Below are 17,746 nucleotides of genomic sequence, written 5' to 3'. Positions count from 1 at the left end.
CCCCTCATACCGCCGTGCCCTGAGCGCCGGCGGGGACAAGGACACTTTCCATGGGTTCCGCCTCCAAGCAGTCGAACAAGTCGAGCAGTGGCGCGTCCGGAGGCCGCCCCGGCGCGACCGACCGTCGCGCCAGAATCGCCGAGCTGCGCGCCGAGGAGCAGCGCCGCGACCGCCGCAACAAGTTCATCGCGATCGGTGCCGCCGCCGTGCTGCTGGCGGGCATGGTCGGCGGCGGCATCTGGATAGCCGTGGACGCCAAGCAGAAGCGGGACGCCAAGATCGCCGCGGCCAAGGCCCCGATCCCGGGTGTCAAGACGTACGACAAGCTCACCCGCAACCACGTCCAGACCAAGGTCAACTACCCGCAGGTCCCCCCGGTCGGCGGTGACCACAACCCGGTGTGGCTGAACTGCACGGGCACGGTCTACGACCAGCCGGTCGTGAACGAGAACGCCGTCCACTCGCTGGAGCACGGCGCCGTCTGGGTCACCTACAACGGCAAGGCGACCCCCGCCGACATCAAGGCGCTGTCGGACCGGGTGAAGACCACGCCGTACTCGCTGATGAGCCCCTACCCGACCGAGGCGGGCACCATCACGCTGACCGCCTGGGGCACCCAGCTGGTGCTGGACAGCGCGAGCGACCCCCGGGTCGCCGAGTTCTTCACCAAGTACGTCCAGGGTCCGCAGACCCAGGAGCCGGGTGCGTCGTGCAGCACCCAGTGACCGGGGCAGACGAGTCGGCGGCCGGCACCGACGCCGACCCGGCGGTGGAGCCCGACACCGCCGAGGCCGTACCGGCGCGCTCCCGGGCGCGGCGGGTGTGGTGGCCGGCCGCGCTGGCCACGGCCGTGGCGCTCTGCCTGGGCGTTCCGGCGCTGCTGGCGAGCGGGCCCTCCGCCTCCGGGACGTCGGCGGCCGCGCCGTCGAACACCTCGGCCGAGGCCGGGTTCGCCCGGGACATGGCGGCCCACCACCAGCAGGCCATCGACATGTCCTTCATCGTCCGGGACCGGACGCAGGACAGTGCCGTACGGAACCTGGCGTTCGACATCATCAACACCCAGGCCAACCAGCGCGGGATGCTGATGGGGTGGCTCGACCACTGGGGGCTGCCGCAGAGTTCGGGCGACCAGCCGATGGCCTGGATGAAGATGGACCACGCCTACGTGGCCCACGACGGGTCGCTGATGCCCGGCATGGCCACCAACGCCGACCTGGCGAAGCTGCGGACGCTCAGCGGGCGGGACGCCGAGGTGTTCTACCTCCAGCTGATGGTGCAGCACCACAAGGGCGGGGTCGAGATGGCGCAGGGGTATGTCGACCTCAGCGCCGACCCGGTCGAGAAGCGGCTCGCCCAGACCATGGTGAACGGGCAGCTCTCCGAGATCGACATGATCACCCAGATGCTCGCCGAGCGGGGCGCCAAGCCGCTCCCGTAGCCACGGCCTGCCGTCGGGGCGGGGTGACCGGCCTTCCGGGGTGCGTCGGACGATTCGTCCGCCGCACCCCGGTCGGCGTCGAGCACCCCGGTCGGCGTCGAGCATGTCGTCGGCAGAGCTACTCGTCAGGGGAAGCAGTCGTCCGCAGAACCGCTCGTCGACAGAGCCACTCGTCGACAGAGGTGTTCGCCGGGAGAGGTACTCGTCGGCAGAGCTGGTCAGCGGACGAGTCATCTGTCGGCAAGCGCTACGCTTTCCGCCATGTCGTCGCTGCCCAGCCCCGGTTCACCCACCCCCACCAGCACCGTTTCCGACGGTGGCTCCGTGCTGGAGGAGGCTGCGGCGATCGAGCGCGCACAGCGCCTCACCGATGTGATCACCCGACTGCGCCGGGCGCTCCGCAGCAGCATCCGCACCGACTACCCGTGGGAGTCGCTGCCGATGGCCCAGGTCGAGCTGCTCCAGACGCTGGCGGCGGCGCCGCTGCGGGTCGGCGAGCTGGCGGCCCGTCAGCGGTTGGCGCCGAACACGGTCAGCGGGCTGGTCGGCAAGCTGCTGGAGGCCGGCTTCGTCGACCGCCAGCCGGATCCGGGCGACCGCCGCACGGCGCGGATCGCCCTGACCGAGGCGGGCCACCAGCAGCTGCGGGACTGGCAGCACGCGCACGAACGCCGCCTCGCCGACGCGCTGGCGAGCCTTTCGCCGGTGAACCGCGAGGCCGTGATGGGCGCCCTCCCGGGTCTGGAACTGCTGGCCAAGGCCCTGGCTTCCGGCCCCGGCGGCACCACCTCCCCCGCGCCCGCGCCCACGGCAGCCCCCGCACCCACCCGCGCGGCCACCGGGCCGGGCGATCCGACCGGCTGACGATCCGGCCGGTCAGAACAGCGTCGGCGCGGGTGCACCGCGCCGGACTTCGCGCGCCGTCGATCCGGCCTCGGGCAACCCGCCCTCCAGCTCCAGCAGCCGGCGCTTGCTGTCGACCCCAGCGGCGAAGCCGGTGAGCGTGCCGTTCGCCCCCATCACCCGGTGGCACGGGCGGACCACCAGCAACGGGTTGGCCCCCACCGCGCCACCGACCGCGCGGACCGCGCGCGGCGACTGTCCGGCCGCCCGTGCCAGTTCGCCGTAGGTGACGGTCGTGCCGTACGGGATGTCGTCCAGGGCGTTCCAGATCCGGTGCCGGAACTCGGTGCCGACCGGGGCCAGCCGCAGGTCGAAGGCGGTCAGCTCGCCGGCGAAGTAAGCCGTCAGCTGGTCGATCGCCGGGGCGAGCGGCTCCGGGTCGTGGATCCAGTCGTCGGCCGGCTCCGCCAGCGCGCCCTTCTGACCGGGGGCGGTGACGGTGGCGAGGGCCGCCGGACCGTCCCCGTCCAGGACACCGCTCAGCAGCAGGCGGCCCAGCGGGCTCTCCATGGTCGTGAACACAGTTGTCATGCGTTGTCACTCTCCGAGCAGGAACCGGCGGCAGAAGCGGGCACAACGGATTCAGCGGATTCGGCGGATTCGGGGAAAACAAGGGCGACGGTGGCGCCGGGCGAAACAGCGAAGGCAGCGGAAGCGGGGACAGCGGGGACGGCAGCGCCCGCCGGACCGGCCGACGACGCCGCGACCCAGAGCCGGTGCACGGCGTAGGAGCGCCACGGCGCCCAAGCCGCGCCCGCCGCAGCGGCCGACTTGGGGTCCCCGGCCAGGCCGAGGCGCTGCAGCCCGTGCCGGACACCGGCGTCGCCCGGGAGGAAGACGTCCGGGTCGGCGAGGGCCCGCATCCGAAGGTAGCCGACCGTCCACGGACCGATGCCGGGAAGGGCGAGCAGCTGCGCTGCCGCCGCCTCCCGGTCGGCGCCGCCGTCGAGCCGGACCGTCCCGTCCGCCAGGGCGGCGCACAGACCGCGCAGCGCGCGGCGGCGTGCCTCGGGCATGGCGAGGTCGGCCGGGTCGGCCTGCGCCAGGGCGGCGGCGGTCGGGAAGAGCAGCCGGAGACCGCCGCTCGGCTCCGGCAGCGCGACGCCGTAGCGCTCGGTGAGCCGGGCGGCCAGTGTGCGGGCGGCCGCGACGGTGATCTGCTGGCCGAGGACGGCGCGGACGGCCAGCTCGTGCGGGTCGACGTGGCCCGGCGAGCGGATGCCCGGACGGGCCCGGACCAGTTCGCCGAGCAGCGGGTCCGCGCCCAGCTGCGCGTCGACCGCGTCCGGGTCGGCGTCCAGGTCGAACAGTGCGCGCATCCGGTGCACGGCGGTCGTCAGGTCGCGCAGGTCGGTGAGCTTGAGGCGGCAGTCCAGCCAGCCCCGGTCCGGGCGGACGCCGGCGGCGAGGCCGTCCACCTCGGCGATGCCGTGCCCGTAGGGCAGCGCGAGCGTGCGGCGGTACGTCCGGATGCCGCGTCGGCCGCCGGTCACCACCTCCTCGACGCCGGGCACCGCGCGCAGGGCGAGGAAGTCGATCAGGTGGTCGCTGTCGAGCGCTCCCCGGTAGGCCAGCCGCAGGCTGAGCGCGCCCGCCGGGGCCGCGCCGCGCCGACCGGCCGCGACCTCGGCGCGCAGGCCGCTCGGGGTGCGGTCGTAGACCTCACGGACGGTGTCGTTGAACTGCCGCACGGAGGCGAAGCCGGCCGCGAACGCGACCTCGGTGACCGGGAGTCCGGTGGTCTGGAGCAGCAGTCTGGCGGCCTGCGCGCGCTGGGCGCGGGCCAGCGCGATCGGGCCGGCGCCGAGTTCGGCGGTGAGCTGCCGCTGGAGCTGCCGTGCGCTGTAGCCGAGGCGGTCGGCGAGGCCCGCGACTCCCTCGCGGTCCACCACGCCGTCGCCGATCAGGCGCATCGCCCGGCCGACCAGGTCGGCGCGGTGGTTCCACTCGGGCGAGCCGGGTACGGAGTCCGGACGGCAGCGGCGGCAGGCCCGGAAGCCCGCGCCCTGGGCGGCGGCCGCGGTCGGATAGAAGGCGCAGTTGACCCGCTTCGGAGTCACCGCCGGGCAGCTGGGGCGGCAGTAGATGCCCGTGGTGCGGACGGCCGTGAAGAACACCCCGTCGAAGCGGGCGTCCCGGCTGTCCACGGCCCGGTATCTGGTCTCGTCGTCGATCACGTACTCCAGTCTGCGGCACCGGCGGCGGGTTCGACCGGCGGAAATCGGACATCGCCGTCAGCGCTCCGCCACCCGGCCCGGACAGCGCCCGCGCCTGTTACCAGGTCGGGACGGACGGGCCAGAACTGACCGCCGCCCCGCCGCCGTGATCAGGGTCGTGACCAAAACGACGAACCCCCGCACCGCCTTCCCCGTCCGGGACATCGCCGTGGCGGCGACCGCCCTGGTGCTCGCCCTCGGCGCGGTCGCCTGCTCCAGCGGTCACCCGGCGGCGACGACCGCCGCCGGCGGTCCCGGCAGCGCCGCCTCCGGCCCCGGAAACGCCGGCTCCGGCAGTGCTGGCCCCGGAAGTACCGGCTCCGCCGCGCCGGGCGGCGCCCCGGCTGCTCCGTCGAACGGCTCCTCGGCCGCCGGCGGCAGCGGCACCCAGCCGTCCGCCCCGGCCCCGGGCAGTCCCGCGACGGACCGGTGCCACACGGGCGATCTGAAGGCCGACGTGCAGATCCAGCCGGGCGGCCCCGGATCGGCGATGGTGATGCTGACCAACACCGGTGCGCACACCTGCACGGTGTTCGGCTACCTCGGCTACGGCGGGCTGCTGGCGGACAACAGCAAGGTCGTCCTGTCCACCAGCCGGGTCGCCCACCCCGGGCCGCCCACGAGGACCACCCTCAAGCCGGGGGCCACCGCGTTCTCGGGCCTGAAGTGGAGCAGCTGCGACAAGGGCGACCCGAGCTGCCACGTGCTGGGCGCGATCGTGGTCACCCCGCCCGACGAGACCACCCAGCTGACCGCCACCATCTCCGGGCTGAACGGCCGGAGCGTCCCGCAGCTGACGGTCTCCACTGCGGGTTTCACCGTGGGCTCGCTGCAACCGGCGAGCCAGGGCATCATCCTCCTGTGACGGCGCCGGGGGCCGGCAGGGGCGTACGGCCTCACCAGTTGCCCCGCGAAAGCCGGGCCGCGACGATCGTACGGTGACCGACGACACTCTCTCCGCGCTCCCGAAAGCCCAGTTCGCCTTCCCCGGCCCCTTGCGGGACCAGCTGGTAGCGGCCGTGCTGGACGGGTCCAAGACCACCACCACCGGGTTGATCGCCGACTACGCGGTCGAGGACGAGGCGCTGCCCGAAGTGGGCGAGCGGCAGGTGGTGGTCGACTCCGCGGAGCGGCCGGTCGGCGTGATCGAGGTGACGGAGGTCCGGCTCGCACCGCTCGCGGCGGTCGACCTGCGGCACGCGGTCGACGAGGGCGAGGGCTACCGCTCGGTGGCCGAGTGGCGGGCGCAGCACGAGGAGTACTGGCACAGCGCGCAGCTGCGCGAGGCGCTCGGCGACCCGGAGTTCACGGTCGACGACGCGACGCCGCTGGTGCTGGTCCGGTTCCGGCTGCTGGAGCACCTGGAGCCGACCCGCGCCTGACCAGCCCTGGCGTACGAACGGGAGCCGACATACGGACTTGGCCGCCCCGGGCTCGTGGTCGAGCCCGGGGCGGCCAAATCGTACGGTCGGCCGTAGCGGTGTGTCAGGGGCGGATCGGGCCCGCCGACTTGATGGTGGCCTTCCACTTCTTCAGCCGGGCGGCGGCCAGCCGGGCGTCGCTGCGGGAGGCGATCCACTCGTTCTCGCGCTGGAGCTTGAGATAGCTGTCCATCCGCCGCTGCGGCAGGGTGCCGTCCGCGAGGGCGGCGCTGACGGCGCAGCCCGGCTCGGAGTGGTGGCCGCAGTCGTGGAAGCGGCAGTTCTCCGCGAGTTCCTCGATGTCCGAGAAGGCCTGGGCCAGGCCCTGGCCGCCGTAGAGGCCGACCTCGCGCAGACCGGGGGTGTCGATCACCACGCCGCCGCCCGGCAGTGGGATCAGCTCGCGCGTGGTGGTGGTGTGGCGGCCCTTCTCGTCGCTGGCGCGGGTCTGCTGGACGGTCATCGCGTCCATCCCGGCGAGCGCGTTGGTCAGCGTGGACTTCCCCGCGCCGGACTGCCCGATCAGGGCGGTGGAGCCGGGGGTGCAGGCGCGCAGCACGTCCACGCCCTCACCGGTCTCGGCGCTCACGGCCAGGACGGTGACGCCGGGGGCGATCCCCTCGACATCCGCGCGGACGAACTCGGCGTCGTCCACCAGGTCGGCCTTGGTGAGGACCACCACGGGCTCGGCGCCGCTCTCCCAGGCGAGGGCGAGGAAGCGCTCGATGCGGCCCAGGTCGGGGTCGGCGGCGAGCGAGACGGCGATCAGGACGGTGTCGATGTTGGCCGCCAGGACCTGACCGTCGGAGCGCCCGCCCGCGCCCTTGCGGATGATCGCGGTACCGCGCGGCAGCAGGGCCGAGACGGTGGGCATCGGCTCGGCGGCCAGGTCGACGGCGGCCCAGTCGCCGGTGCACGGGCAGTTGACCGGGTCGGGGTCGCGGACCGGCCGGGTGTCGGCGCGGACGGTACGCAGTTCGCCCGTTCCGGGGTCGGCCAGCACGACGTCGCACTGGCCGCGGTCGACCCGGGCGATCCGGGCAGGGGTGAGCCCGGCCTCGGCGAGGGGGGTGAAGAGCTCTTCGAGCTCGGGAGTCCAGCCGTGGCCGGACAGGGTGGAGTCGGTAGTGCTGGTGGTGCTGGTGGTGCTCAGAGTCGCGTACGACAACGCAGTGGGGCCCTTCGGGAGGAATGCGGTCCCGGCGGGTCTACGGCTGCGCGAGAGGTGCTCTCGTGCGTCAGCCGGCGGCCGGGAGGGGGAGGTGAGTGCGCTTGCTGCCCTGGGCAGCCGTAATCACGGCGACAGCCATGGGGCTCACCTCCTGCTTCGTTCCCGGCCCTGTGACAGGGCCCCGATCTGATGTCGGCTCAGACCCTAGCGGCACAGCCGCGGTCGGCGCATCCCATTTTCGACCTGCGGTTTCACCCCGGGCACGGTCGGCCGGAGCAGGCCTGGAGCCCGCTCCGGACCCCCTAGATCCCGCCCCACGGATTGTGGTGCGGGTTGACCGTGGTGGGGGCCGGCCGGTCGCTGTCCGGCGGGGGCGGGGTCCGGCGGCGGTGGGTGCCGGGCGGGCGCAGGCGGCTGCGGACGTTGGTCGGCGGCAGGAAGTCGGCCCAGCGCTCGGGGTACTCCGAGGGCGGGTCGCCCTCGTCGTCCTCGTCCTCGAACTCGTCCTCGACGCCCTCGGCGAGTCCGAGCTCGCGGGCCCGCCGGGCCCGTTCGACGGCGCGCCGGGCGGTGACCTCGCGGACCACCGCGGCCGCGGCCTCCTCGTTGGCCCGCTCGTTCTCGGCCCGGGCGTCGGCGGTCTCGACGGTGGGCCAGCGCCGGTCTATCGCGGCGTTCATCGCGGCGCCGATCAGCACCGCGAGCGCCACCACGCCGATCCAGAGCAGCACCGCGACGGGCGCGGCCAGCGACCCGTAGACCGAGTGGCCCTCGACCGAGCTGACCAGGTAGAGCCGGAGCAGCACGCTGCAGATCACCAGCATCCCGAGCGCGACCAGGGCGCCCGGGATGTCCTCACGCCACGGCGTGCTGACCGGAACGGCGAGGTGGTAGAGGGTGGTCAGGAAGACCACCAGCAGCAGGATCGCGCACGGCCAGTACAGCGCGGCGAGCACGCCGCCCGACCACGGCAGGGCGCCGATCACCAGCCCGGGGCCGGCGACCAGCAGCGGCAGCACCAGCGAGCCGATCACCAGCGCGCCCAGGTAGAGGCCCAGCGACATCAGCCGGGTCTTGACCAGGCCGCGCTTGCCGTCCAGCCCGTACATCACGGTGATGGTGTCGATGAAGATGTACAGCGCCCGCGACCCGGACCAGAGGGAGAGGAGGAAGCCGATCGAGATCAGGTCCGGTCTGGCGTTGTCGAAGACTCCGGCGAGCAGGGGTTGGACGGTCTGTTTGACCGAGCTGGGCGAGAGGACCGTCCCGGAGGCCGAGAGGATGTCCTCCTTCAGCTTGTCGATGGTGCCCGCGCCGAGGATGTCGTCGAGGTAGCCCAGGGTGCCCGCCAGGCAGAGCAGCAGCGGCGGGATCGACAGCAGGGTGAAGAACGCCGCCTCCGCCGCGAGCCCGGTGACCCGGTACTCGACGCAGGTGTTGGTGGTGTCCTTGAGCAGGGCCCAGAGCGTGGTGCGCCAGGTGGCACGTCTGGCCGCGCGCCGGGAGCCCTTGCCCCGTCGCCGCGAGGGCCGCTCGGCCGCCGTTCTGGTCGTCTCCCCTGCTGGTTGCACGCCCCTACGGTAGCGGTCCGGGACGTCCGGCCCCGCCGCCAGCTGCTCACGGCCCGGCCACCAGCCCGGTGCGGGTGTCCGAGAGCAGCCCCGTCGCGCGGAGCTCGGCGATGTCCCCGGCCAGCGCCTCCCGGATGTCGGCGCCCATCCGCTTCCAGCCGAAGAACTCGCGCACCTGTTGCATCAGCTCGTCCTCGGTCATCCCCGGGGACTCGCGCGCCAGCTCGACCACCGCCAGCCGCCGTTCGGCCCCGGGCACCTGGCTCACCTTCCGGGCGCAGCGCTCGACCGGTTCCCGTGCCGTCGGCTCACGGTCCTCGGCACTGCCCAGGAACTCCCCCGCCCGCTTCGCGGCACCGCTGCTCACCAGCTCGCGCAGCACCTGCTCGATGTTCTCCCGGATACGGCTGCCCGCCCGTCCGACCTGCCAGGCCTCGCGGACCCGCTGGACCAGCAGGTCCACGTGGATCGGCCCCTCGGTCTCGATGATCTGCCCGAGCACTCGCCGCAGCGGCCGCCGGGCCTCCAGGGTGTGCAGCTCGACCGAGCCGGTGACCTGGACGTCGGCCGTGCGGTAGACGCTGCTCCAGGCGCGGACGTAGTCGCGCTCCACCGGTACCCGGACGGGCTGCGCCGGGGGTTCCGTCACGGATCCCGCCGGGGGCTCCGCCTCGCTGACCGACCGGGCGGGCGCGGCGAGCGGCTCGGCGAGCGGGGAGACGGCGACCGCGCTCTCCACCGCCGCCCGGAGCCGGGTCTCGGACTCGGCACGGTTGCGGTACCAGTCGGTGCCCCAGATCCGGTGCAGCCGCCAGCCGAGGCCGATCAGCACCTGCTCGCGCAGCCGGTCCCGGTCCCGGGCCGCCCGGGAGGAGTGGTACATCGCCCCGTCGCACTCGATGCCGAGGGCGTACGAGCCCTCGGCGGCCGGGTGGCGCACCCCCAGGTCGATCCGGAAACCGGCCACGCCGACCTGCGGCTGGACCTGGTAGCCCCAGTCGCGCAGCACGCCCAGCACCGACTCCTCGAACGGGCTGTCCGGCTCGGCGTCGGCCTGGAGCAGGTCGCGGGCGAGCACCGAGGGCCCCTGCTCCGCGTACTCCAGGTAGCGCTTCAGGTGCTGGACGCTGGGGTTGCCGCTCTCCTTGAGCTGGACGCCCTGGAAGGAGGAGACGACCTCCATCCGGTACCTGGCGCGGGTGACGGCGACGTTGAGCCGACGCCAGCCGCCTTCCTTGTTGATCGGGCCGAAGTTGAGGCCGAGCTGCCCCCGCTCGTCCGGGCCGTAACCGATCGACATGATCATCACATCGCGCTCGTCGCCCTGGACGGACTCCAGGTTCTTGACGAAGAACCCGTCGAGGCGGCTCTCGGTGAAGCGGTGGTCCAGATCCGGGCGGCCCAGCCGGGCCTGCTGGACGGCGAGCTCGATCGCGCTCGCCTGGGCCTGGGAGAGCGCGACCACGCCGAGGCTGCGGCCCGGGCGGGTGTCGAAGTGGTGCAGTACGCGTCGCGCGACCGCCTCGGCCTCGATCCGGTTGTCCCGGCGGCCGCCCCGGTCGTAGACGCCGTGGGCGTGGACGAAGGCGACACCGACGTCCGCGCCGCTCTCCTGCGCGCCGGGGAAGGTGATCATCGAGTTCCGGTAGAACGACCGGTTGCTGAAGGTGATCAGGTCCTCGTGGCGGCTGCGGTAGTGCCAGCGCAGCGGCAGGGCCCGCATCGCGCCCGCCTTGCAGGCGTCCAGCAACGACTCGAAGGAGTCGGGGAGTTCCTCGTCGTACTCGTCGGAGTCGTCCTCCGCCGAGGAGCCGAAGAAGGAGGTGGGCGGCAGCTGCTTCTCGTCGCCCGCGACGACCAGGGACGCTCCCCGGTAGATGCAGTTGACGGCGTCGCTCGGCCTGACCTGCGACGCCTCGTCGAAGATCACCACATCGAACCGGTAGTCGGCCGGCAGGAACTGACTGACCGTCAAGGGGCTCATCATGAAGCAGGGCTTCACCGCCCCGACCACCTCACGCGTACTGCCGAGCAGCTCGCGCACCGGGAGGTGACGGGTCTTCTTCTCCGCCTCACGGGTGATCCGGGCCGCCGCGCCCGCGCCGATGTTCCGTGGCCGGCGGGCGTTGCACGCGGCGGCCACCGCGCCTCCGGCGGCCTTGACCAGGAGCTGGTCGGCCTCCTTGAAGGCCGTCACCCGCGCGTCGAGGTCCTCGGCCCGGCTGACGGTCAGCCGCTGGTCGGTGTCGAGCAGCCGGTCCGCCCAGAGACTCAGCACCGCGAGCTCGACGGCCCCGGAGAACCGCTCCGGCGGGATGCCACGCTCGGCACTGCGGGCCGGCAGGTCGTCCAGTCCGTGCCGGGCGAGCACCGTCAGCCCGCTGTGGTACGCCTGCCACTCCTCCACCCCGGCCGCATCCGACCGCAGCACGGCCAGCGCCTCCCCCGCCTGGTCGAGACCGGCGAGCAGCGCGGGCTGGAGCCGGGTCCGCCGGGTGTCCTCGAAGAGCGCGAGCAGCGCCGCGACGGCGCTCCGCCACCTGTCGCCACGGATCCGGGCCGCCTCGCACCAGTCGCCGAGAGCCGCTCGCACCGCCTGGACCTGCGCTTCGGCGAGCCCGTCCGGCGGCACGCCGTCCCCGAGCCGGGCCGCGAGCAGCGCCGGCCGGGCGGCGCCCCCGGCCAGCTCGGCGATCCGGGCCGCCGTCGCCACGGCCCGGTCGAGCGGCTCGAAGGCGTCGAGGGTCTCCGGCGTGTACCGGCCGAGGAGTTCGCGGTGCAGCACGATCAGCCCGCCGGCCCGCGTCTCGGCCTGCTGCCAGGCGACGGCCTGCGGCAGCCGGGTGAGCAGCTGCTTGCTCCAACGACCGCCGTGGGTGAGACCGGCCGCCGCCGACCTGTCCTCTCTGTACTGCTTGTGCAGCGGGGCCAGCAGTCCGTGGCTCTCGGCCAGCCGCCGGGCCAGCTCCGGGAGCCCGGCGTACGCCACCGCCTGCGGCCCGAACAGGTCCGCCGCCGCCTCCCGGGCGGTGTCGCGTACCGCGACGGCCTCCCGCAGCTCCGCCGCGGCCGCCACCACCCGGGCCAGGGCCGCGGGCTCGAACCAGCCGGGCAGCGGACGGTGCGGCGCCTGCGCGAAGTCGGTCAGCTCGCAGAGCGCCAGCGCCTCGTCCACGTCGGCCGGCTCGGCCAGCCCCAGGCGGCCCGCCAGGTCCGCGAGCACCGCGCCCTGGTCCCCCGGCAGACCGGCCGCCGGGCCGGGGGCCTTCCGGTGCTCGGGCAGCCGGGCGCGCAGCGCGGTCGCCGCCCGGTCGAGTTCCTGTGCGCTGCGGGGGGCGGCGACGGCTGATGCCAGCGGGTGGCGGCGGGCCGCGAGGCCCAGCTCGGCCAGTGCGTCCTCCGCCTCGGCGAGTACGGTCGTCGGCGAGTCGCGCAGCTCGGCACGGGCGCGCAGCCCGTGCCAGACGAACTCCTCCCCCAGCAGGACGGGCCGCCAGCTCCGCGACAGCGAGTCGGCCGCCGTGAGCAGCTCCTGCAGGCTCTCGGCGCTGAGCGCCGAGGCGGCCTCACCGCTGCCCGGCCGCAGCGCGAGGCGCCGGACGCCGGCCCGCTCCAGGAGCGCGATCCGGCCGAGCACGTCGTGCAGGCTGCGGCCGAGGCGGGGGCGCGACTCGTTCATCGCCGCCGCGTACGCCGAGAGCTCCTCGCGCAGCCGCCGGGCCTGTTCCAGTTCGTGCGGCGCGGCACCGACGGCGGGCAGCTCGGTGGTGAGCACCCGGTTCAACTCCTGCGCGACGGCCCGCTTGCCGGTGTCGCTGCTGTGCAGGGCCAGCACGAGGTCACCGAGGCCGACCTCGGTGAGCCGGTTGCGGACGACGTCGAGGGCGGCGGCCTTCTCACTGACGAAGAGCACGCTGCGGCCCGCGTGCATCAGGGCCGCGATCATGTTGGTGATGGTCTGGCTCTTGCCGGTGCCGGGCGGCCCGTTCATGACGAACGAGCGGCCGGCCATCGCCGCCGCGATGCACTGCCGCTGGGAGGCGTCCGCGTCCAGGACGAGCGGGGTCCGCTCGGGCAGCTGGATCTCGTCGATCCGGTCGAGGGCGGGCGGTTCGAAACCGATCAGGTCGTCGGGCAGGCCCGAGTCCGGGCCGAGGCCGACGGCGCGTACCAGGGGGTGGGCGAGGATCAGCCGCTCGTTCTGCTGGAGGTCCCGGTACATCGCCTCCCGGTGCGAGGCGAACAGACCCAGCACCACGCGCTCGTCCACCTCCCAGCCGTCCTGGCGCCGGACGGCCGCGCGGGCGGCGGCAAGGACGGCGGCCACGTCCGTGCAGTCGGCCTCGCCGACCTCGCTCCAGTCGACCCCCAGGCGGGCGAGCTTCACGGCGAGAGCGGGGTTGTGGATCGGGTCCTGCCCCTCGGCCTCGTGCAGCCTGGTCCGGCCAGCGCGGTCCCGGCGCAGCTCGACGGGGACCAGGACGAGCGGAGCGGCGCTCGATTCGATCGCCCCCGGCTCGCGCCAGTCGAGCATCCCGACACCGAGCCAGAGCACCCAGAGGCCGTAGTCGTTGAACATCTGGCCGGATTTGCGCCGGAGCTGGGTGAGCGCCGCGTCCAGGCCGGACTGGGTGGTCTTCTGGGTGGCCAGGCCCGGGACGCGGTCGGCGACTCTCTCCGGCGTCCGCTCCGGCGTCGGCTCCGGAAGGCGGTCGGCCGCACGGTCGACCCCGCCGCCGACCTCGACGTCGGCCCCGACGACCGGGGCGAAGTCCCAGCCCCGGGCCAGGCCCGCGAGCAGTGCGGGCGCGGCGGGGGCGCCGAGCTCCAGGGTGGCCGTTCGGGTGTGCCGGAAGTTCAGCAGCCGGTTCCGCCCGCCCAGGTCGAGCAGCGAGTCCCGCCAGCCGTCGAGCACCGCCCGCAGCCGGTCGGATCCTGGATCGGTGGCGGTGCTCGGTGCCTGGTCGCGCATGCGGTGGGTGCCTCTCGGTCCGGGCGGATGATCACGGGTCACGCTCCCCCCTGGAGGCACCCAGCTATCCCGTTGTCTACCACTTACCGTGCCACGACACAGCGAAGTGTCCGATTCGGTTCGGCCCGGATCCCCGAGCGGCTCGACCAGGACCCTGAGGGTCCCCCGGGCCGCCGGGCCGCGGCACCGTCCGGGGCCGACCGGTGCGCCTCACCCTTCGGCGCCGGGCGGGCCGCCATACTGGGCCTGGTGACCGCTATCTCGCTATTCGAAACCATAATGTCCACGATTCGGACGTTAGTGGACCGTGGGTCGTTCGCCATGCGAATCTCTTGCCATGCCTAGCGCCGGAACCACCCTGGTCGGTCGACTCCACGTCGACCTTCTCCGCGTGTCCAGCGCCATCTGTCCGGTGACCTGAGCCCCACCCCGCCGCCACCACCGCACCCGGCGTACCACCCCGCCCCACCCGCACTTCGCGGGTGCCCGCGCGCTCCCCGGGCCAGGTCACTGTCTCCCCGCACCCGCCACGGTCAACCCGTGATCTCGCAGGTCAGAGGCAGGCCCACGCTCAGAGCACGCCAGCACCCAGCCCCAGAGCCAGCTGCCTAAGGACGACACCATGGCCCCCACGCCCGAACCGGCCGAGCCCCAGGTCGACAGCGCCGAAGCGCGCCGTCCCGCCGCCGCCCGCAAGGTCACCCGCCACCGCGGCGAGGGTCAGTGGGGCATGGGCCACTTCACCCCCCTCAACGCCAACGAGCAGTTCAAGAAGGACGACGACGGTCTCAACGTACGGACACGTATTGAGACGGTCTACGCCAAGGGCGGCTTCGACTCGATCGACCCGTCCGACCTGCGCGGCCGGATGCGCTGGTGGGGGCTGTACACCCAGCGCAAGGAGGGGATCGACGGCGGCAAGACCGCGATCCTGGACCCGCACGAGCTGGACGCCGAGTTCTTCATGCTGCGCGTCCGGATCGACGGCGGCCGGCTCACCGTCGCCCAGCTGAAGGCGATCGCCGAGGTCTCCGAGCTGTACGGCCGCAACACCGCCGACCTCACCGACCGGCAGAACGTGCAGTACCACTGGATCCGGATCGAGGACGTCCCGGCGATCTGGCAGAAGCTGGAGGCCGTCGGCCTCTCCACCACCGAGGCCTGCGGCGACACCCCGCGCGTCATCCTCGGCTCCCCGGTGGCCGGCATCGCCGAGGACGAGATCATCGACGGCACCCCCGCCATCGAGGAGATCCAGCGCCGCTTCATCGGCAACCCGGACTTCTCCAACCTGCCGCGCAAGTTCAAGTCGGCGGTCTCCGGTTCGCCGCTGCTGGACGTCGCGCACGAGATCAACGACGTCGCCTTCGTCGGCGTCAACCACCCCGAGCACGGCCCAGGCTTCGACCTCTGGGTCGGCGGCGGGCTCTCCACCAACCCCAAGCTGGGCGTGCGCCTGGGCGCCTGGGTCCCGCTGGACGAGGTCGCGGACGTCTACGGCGGCGTGATCGGCATCTTCCGCGACTACGGCTACCGCCGGCTGCGCAACCGCGCGCGGCTCAAGTTCCTGGTCGCCGACTGGGGCGTGGAGAAGTTCCGCCAGGTGCTGCAGGACGAGTACCTCAAGTACGAGCTGATCGACGGACCCGCGCCCGAGCAGCCCACCGGCGTCTGGCGCGACCACGTCGGCGTGCACCGGCAGCAGGACGGCAACTTCTACGTCGGCTTCGCGCCGCGCGTCGGCCGGGTGGACGGCAGGCTGCTCGGGCAGATCGCCGACCTCGCCGCCGCCCACGGCTCGGACCGCCTGCGGACCACCGCCGAGCAGAAGATGCTGGTACTGGACATCGCCGAGGATCAGGTCGACTCGCTGGTCGCCGGGCTGGAGGCACTGGACCTGCGGGTCACGCCGTCGCCCTTCCGGCGCGGCACGATGGCCTGCACCGGCATCGAGTACTGCAAGCTGGCGATCGTCGAGACCAAGGAGCGCGGCCGCACCCTGATCGACGAACTGGAGGCCCGCCTCCCGGAGTTCGCCGAGCCGCTGACCATCAACATCAACGGCTGCCCGAACGCCTGCGCCCGGATCCAGGTCGCGGACATCGGTCTCAAGGGCCAGCTGGTGACGGACGAGAACGGCGAGCAGGTCGAGGGCTACCAGGTCCACCTGGGCGGCGCGCTCGGCCTGGAGGCCGGCTTCGGCCGCAAGGTCCGCGGCCTCAAGGTCACCAGCGCCGGCCTGCCGGACTACGTCGAGCGGGTGCTCACCCGCTACCAGGCCGACCGCCACGAGGGCGAGCGTTTCGCCCAGTGGACGGCCCGGGCCGACGAGGAGGCACTGTCATGAGCGAGCGCGCTGCACCCTTCCACTGCCCGTACTGCGGCGACGAGGACCTGCGGCCCTCCGCCGAGGGCGGCCACGGCGCCTGGGAGTGCGCGTCCTGCCGACGCGCCTTCCAGCTGAAGTTCCTCGGACTGCTGTCACCGAGCAGTCCGTCGGCACCGACCAACGGGGGCACGGGACATGACCAGCACGGTTGACCTGGAGGCGGTGGCCACCGCCGCCGCCCGCGACCTGGAGGAGGCGTCCGCGCAGGACGTGCTCCGCTGGGCCGCCGAGACCTTCGGCAAGCGGTTCTGCGTCACCTCCTCGATGGAGGACGCGGTCGTCGCGCACCTCGCCTCCTCCGTCTTCCCGGGCGTGGACGTGGTGTTCCTCGACACCGGCTACCACTTCGCCGAGACCATCGGCACCCGGGACGCGGTGGCGGCGGTGCTGCCGGTCAACGTCATCACCCTCAAGCCGCTGCTGACCGTGGCCGAGCAGGACGCCCGGTACGGGCCGCAGTTGCACGACCGCGACCCGGACCTGTGCTGCTCGCTGCGCAAGGTCGAGCCGCTGAACCGGGGGCTCGGCGCCTACGACGCCTGGGCGACCGGGCTGCGCCGGGACGAGTCGCCGAGCCGGGCGAACACCCCGGTGGTGGCCTGGGACGCCAAGCGCCGCAAGGTGAAGATCGCCCCGATCGCCCGCTGGACCCAGCAGGACGTGGACGCGTACGTGGCCGCCAACGGGGTACTGCTCAACCCGTTGCTGTGGGAGGGCTACACCTCGGTCGGCTGCTCGCCGCTGTCCTGCACCCGCAAGCCCGCCGAGGGCGAGGACGGGCGCTCCGGACGCTGGGCCGGCTCGGGCAAGACCGAGTGCGGCATCCACCTCTGATCAACCGTCAGTCCAAGCTACTTCCAGGAGAGTTCACCGTGACCACAGACACACTGGCCGCCGGCGGAGCCGCAGGGGCGGCCCCCGCAGCCGGCCCCTGCGAGCGCGGCGCCACGGTGTGGCTGACCGGGCTGCCCAGCGCGGGAAAGACCACGCTGGCCTTCGCCCTGGCCGAGCGGCTGCGCGCCGAGGGCCACCGGGTCGAGGTCCTGGACGGTGACGAGATCCGCGAGTTCCTGTCCAAGGGGCTGGGGTTCAGCCGCGAGGACCGGCACACCAACGTGACCCGGATCGGCTTCGTCGCGCAGAAGCTGGCCTCGCACGGAGTGAAGGTGCTGGCCCCGGTCATCGCCCCGTACGCCGACTCCCGCGCGGCCGTCCGCGACCAGCACGCGGTGGCCGGTACGGAGTTCCTGGAGATCCACGTCGCCACGCCGGTCGAGGTCTGCTCGGAGCGTGACGTCAAGGGCCTGTACGCCAAGCAGGCGGCGGGCGAGATCGCGCACCTCACCGGTGTCGACGACCCGTACGAGGCGCCGGTCGCACCGGAGCTCCGCATCGAGACCCAGGCACAGTCGGTGGCCGAATCGGCCACCGCGCTGCACGCCCTGCTGACGACGAGGGGCCTGGCTTGACCTCCACCCCGCCCCCGAAGAAGCGGAGTCTCCCCCGGTTGCCCGGAGAATCTTCCTGCTTCACCACCGACAGCCCCCGGGACGAACCCAAGCCGAGGTCTTACACCAGCTCCACAGGCCTCACTTCCCGCCAGCCCGGCGGTAGATCCAGCCAGCCGACCGGACACGCAGAGCTTACCATCGCTAAGCGGAG

At 73.3% G+C, this 17,746-nt stretch carries 15 protein-coding genes; 10 read left to right on the top strand and 5 right to left on the bottom strand.

The features are described from left to right. Window positions 1-50 precede the first annotated feature (50 nt). The 3 genes from ABD330_RS16555 to ABD330_RS16545 all read left to right on the top strand — a co-directional run bounded on the left by ABD330_RS16555 (window position 51) and on the right by ABD330_RS16545 (window position 2,305). Entirely contained in the window at window positions 51-725 is a 675-nt protein-coding gene (locus ABD330_RS16555; RefSeq protein ID WP_344465622.1) for a thioredoxin-like domain-containing protein, read from the top strand. Then, window positions 710-1,441, top strand: a complete 732-nt coding sequence (locus ABD330_RS16550) for a DUF305 domain-containing protein (protein WP_425555553.1) — start codon at window positions 710-712, stop codon at window positions 1,439-1,441. Before ABD330_RS16555 ends, ABD330_RS16550 begins: the two co-directional genes overlap by 16 nt. A 261-nt stretch (window positions 1,442-1,702) precedes the next feature. Then, the gene (locus ABD330_RS16545; protein ID WP_344465620.1) at window positions 1,703-2,305 is read left to right on the top strand and encodes a MarR family winged helix-turn-helix transcriptional regulator; all 603 of its coding nucleotides are present in this window, start codon (window positions 1,703-1,705) and stop codon (window positions 2,303-2,305) included. Between the two features lie 12 nt (window positions 2,306-2,317). On the opposite strand, the gene ABD330_RS16540 is transcribed toward ABD330_RS16545, so the two are convergent. Together ABD330_RS16540 and ABD330_RS16535 are read right to left on the bottom strand one after the other, a co-directional pair. Further along, window positions 2,318-2,875, bottom strand: coding sequence for a methylated-DNA--[protein]-cysteine S-methyltransferase (locus tag ABD330_RS16540; protein WP_344465618.1), 558 nt, complete (start codon window positions 2,873-2,875; stop codon window positions 2,318-2,320). Continuing rightward, on the bottom strand, window positions 2,872-4,521 hold the full coding sequence (locus ABD330_RS16535) for a DNA-3-methyladenine glycosylase 2 family protein (protein WP_344465616.1): 1,650 nt from the start codon (window positions 4,519-4,521) through the stop codon (window positions 2,872-2,874). The genes ABD330_RS16540 and ABD330_RS16535 overlap by 4 nt, the downstream gene beginning before the upstream one ends. A 157-nt stretch (window positions 4,522-4,678) precedes the next feature. Here ABD330_RS16535 and ABD330_RS16530 point away from each other — a divergent pair, with 157 nt between their 5' ends. Both ABD330_RS16530 and ABD330_RS16525 read left to right on the top strand, forming a co-directional pair. After that, entirely contained in the window at window positions 4,679-5,425 is a 747-nt protein-coding gene (locus ABD330_RS16530; protein ID WP_344465614.1) for a DUF4232 domain-containing protein, read from the top strand. A 73-nt stretch (window positions 5,426-5,498) separates the two neighbouring features. Beyond that, window positions 5,499-5,942 carry an ASCH domain-containing protein gene (locus tag ABD330_RS16525; protein ID WP_344465612.1) on the top strand — a complete coding sequence of 148 codons (444 nt, stop codon included), beginning with the start codon at window positions 5,499-5,501 and terminating at the stop codon, window positions 5,940-5,942. Between the two features lie 103 nt (window positions 5,943-6,045). Here the strand turns inward: ABD330_RS16525 and rsgA are convergent, their stop codons facing one another. From rsgA to ABD330_RS16510, 3 genes are all read right to left on the bottom strand, one after another. Then, window positions 6,046-7,149 (bottom strand): ribosome small subunit-dependent GTPase A, encoded by a 1,104-nt coding sequence (gene rsgA / locus ABD330_RS16520; protein ID WP_344465610.1) that lies wholly within the window; start codon window positions 7,147-7,149, stop codon window positions 6,046-6,048. 305 nt (window positions 7,150-7,454) lie between these two features. Further along, a complete protein-coding gene (locus ABD330_RS16515; protein ID WP_344465608.1) occupies window positions 7,455-8,723 on the bottom strand; it encodes a YihY/virulence factor BrkB family protein in 1,269 nt (422 codons plus the stop codon). Window positions 8,724-8,769: 46 nt separating this feature from the next. Beyond that, window positions 8,770-13,695: a DUF3320 domain-containing protein gene (locus ABD330_RS16510; RefSeq protein ID WP_344465606.1), complete on the bottom strand. Its 4,926-nt coding sequence runs from the start codon at window positions 13,693-13,695 to the stop codon at window positions 8,770-8,772. Window positions 13,696-14,032: 337 nt separating this feature from the next. Between ABD330_RS16510 and ABD330_RS16505 the strand changes: the two genes are divergently transcribed. From ABD330_RS16505 to cysC, 5 genes are all read left to right on the top strand, one after another. Next, entirely contained in the window at window positions 14,033-14,116 is an 84-nt protein-coding gene (locus ABD330_RS16505) for a putative leader peptide (protein ID WP_310593185.1), read from the top strand. A gap of 201 nt (window positions 14,117-14,317) precedes the next feature. Further along, window positions 14,318-16,042 (top strand): nitrite/sulfite reductase, encoded by a 1,725-nt coding sequence (locus ABD330_RS16500; RefSeq protein WP_344465604.1) that lies wholly within the window; start codon window positions 14,318-14,320, stop codon window positions 16,040-16,042. Continuing rightward, window positions 16,039-16,236 (top strand): hypothetical protein, encoded by a 198-nt coding sequence (locus ABD330_RS16495; RefSeq protein ID WP_344465602.1) that lies wholly within the window; start codon window positions 16,039-16,041, stop codon window positions 16,234-16,236. Before ABD330_RS16500 ends, ABD330_RS16495 begins: the two co-directional genes overlap by 4 nt. Next, window positions 16,220-16,918, top strand: coding sequence for a phosphoadenylyl-sulfate reductase (locus tag ABD330_RS16490; RefSeq protein ID WP_344465600.1), 699 nt, complete (start codon window positions 16,220-16,222; stop codon window positions 16,916-16,918). Before ABD330_RS16495 ends, ABD330_RS16490 begins: the two co-directional genes overlap by 17 nt. Window positions 16,919-16,971: 53 nt before the next feature. Beyond that, on the top strand, window positions 16,972-17,553 hold the full coding sequence (gene cysC / locus ABD330_RS16485; RefSeq protein ID WP_344465799.1) for an adenylyl-sulfate kinase: 582 nt from the start codon (window positions 16,972-16,974) through the stop codon (window positions 17,551-17,553). Window positions 17,554-17,746 lie beyond the last annotated feature (193 nt).

Source organism: Kitasatospora kazusensis (assembly GCF_039529945.1).
GTDB classification, from domain to species: domain Bacteria; phylum Actinomycetota; class Actinomycetes; order Streptomycetales; family Streptomycetaceae; genus Kitasatospora; species Kitasatospora kazusensis.
Note: the sequence above shows the minus strand (reverse complement) of the source record. Positions and strands in the feature narration are given on the sequence as shown.

Bases quoted from the DNA above. Each gene is read 5' to 3' on its own strand.
- ABD330_RS16555 (WP_344465622.1), top strand. From the start codon at position 51: ATGGGTTCCGCCTCCAAGCAGTCGAACAAGTCGAGCAGTGGCGCGTCC.
- ABD330_RS16545 (WP_344465620.1), top strand. From the start codon at position 1,703: ATGTCGTCGCTGCCCAGCCCCGGTTCACCCACCCCCACCAGCACCGTT.
- ABD330_RS16540 (WP_344465618.1), bottom strand. From the start codon at position 2,875: ATGACAACTGTGTTCACGACCATGGAGAGCCCGCTGGGCCGCCTGCTG.
- ABD330_RS16510 (WP_344465606.1), bottom strand. From the start codon at position 13,695: ATGCGCGACCAGGCACCGAGCACCGCCACCGATCCAGGATCCGACCGG.
- ABD330_RS16505 (WP_310593185.1), top strand. From the start codon at position 14,033: ATGCCTAGCGCCGGAACCACCCTGGTCGGTCGACTCCACGTCGACCTT.
- ABD330_RS16500 (WP_344465604.1), top strand. From the start codon at position 14,318: ATGGCCCCCACGCCCGAACCGGCCGAGCCCCAGGTCGACAGCGCCGAA.
- ABD330_RS16495 (WP_344465602.1), top strand. From the start codon at position 16,039: ATGAGCGAGCGCGCTGCACCCTTCCACTGCCCGTACTGCGGCGACGAG.
- ABD330_RS16490 (WP_344465600.1), top strand. From the start codon at position 16,220: ATGACCAGCACGGTTGACCTGGAGGCGGTGGCCACCGCCGCCGCCCGC.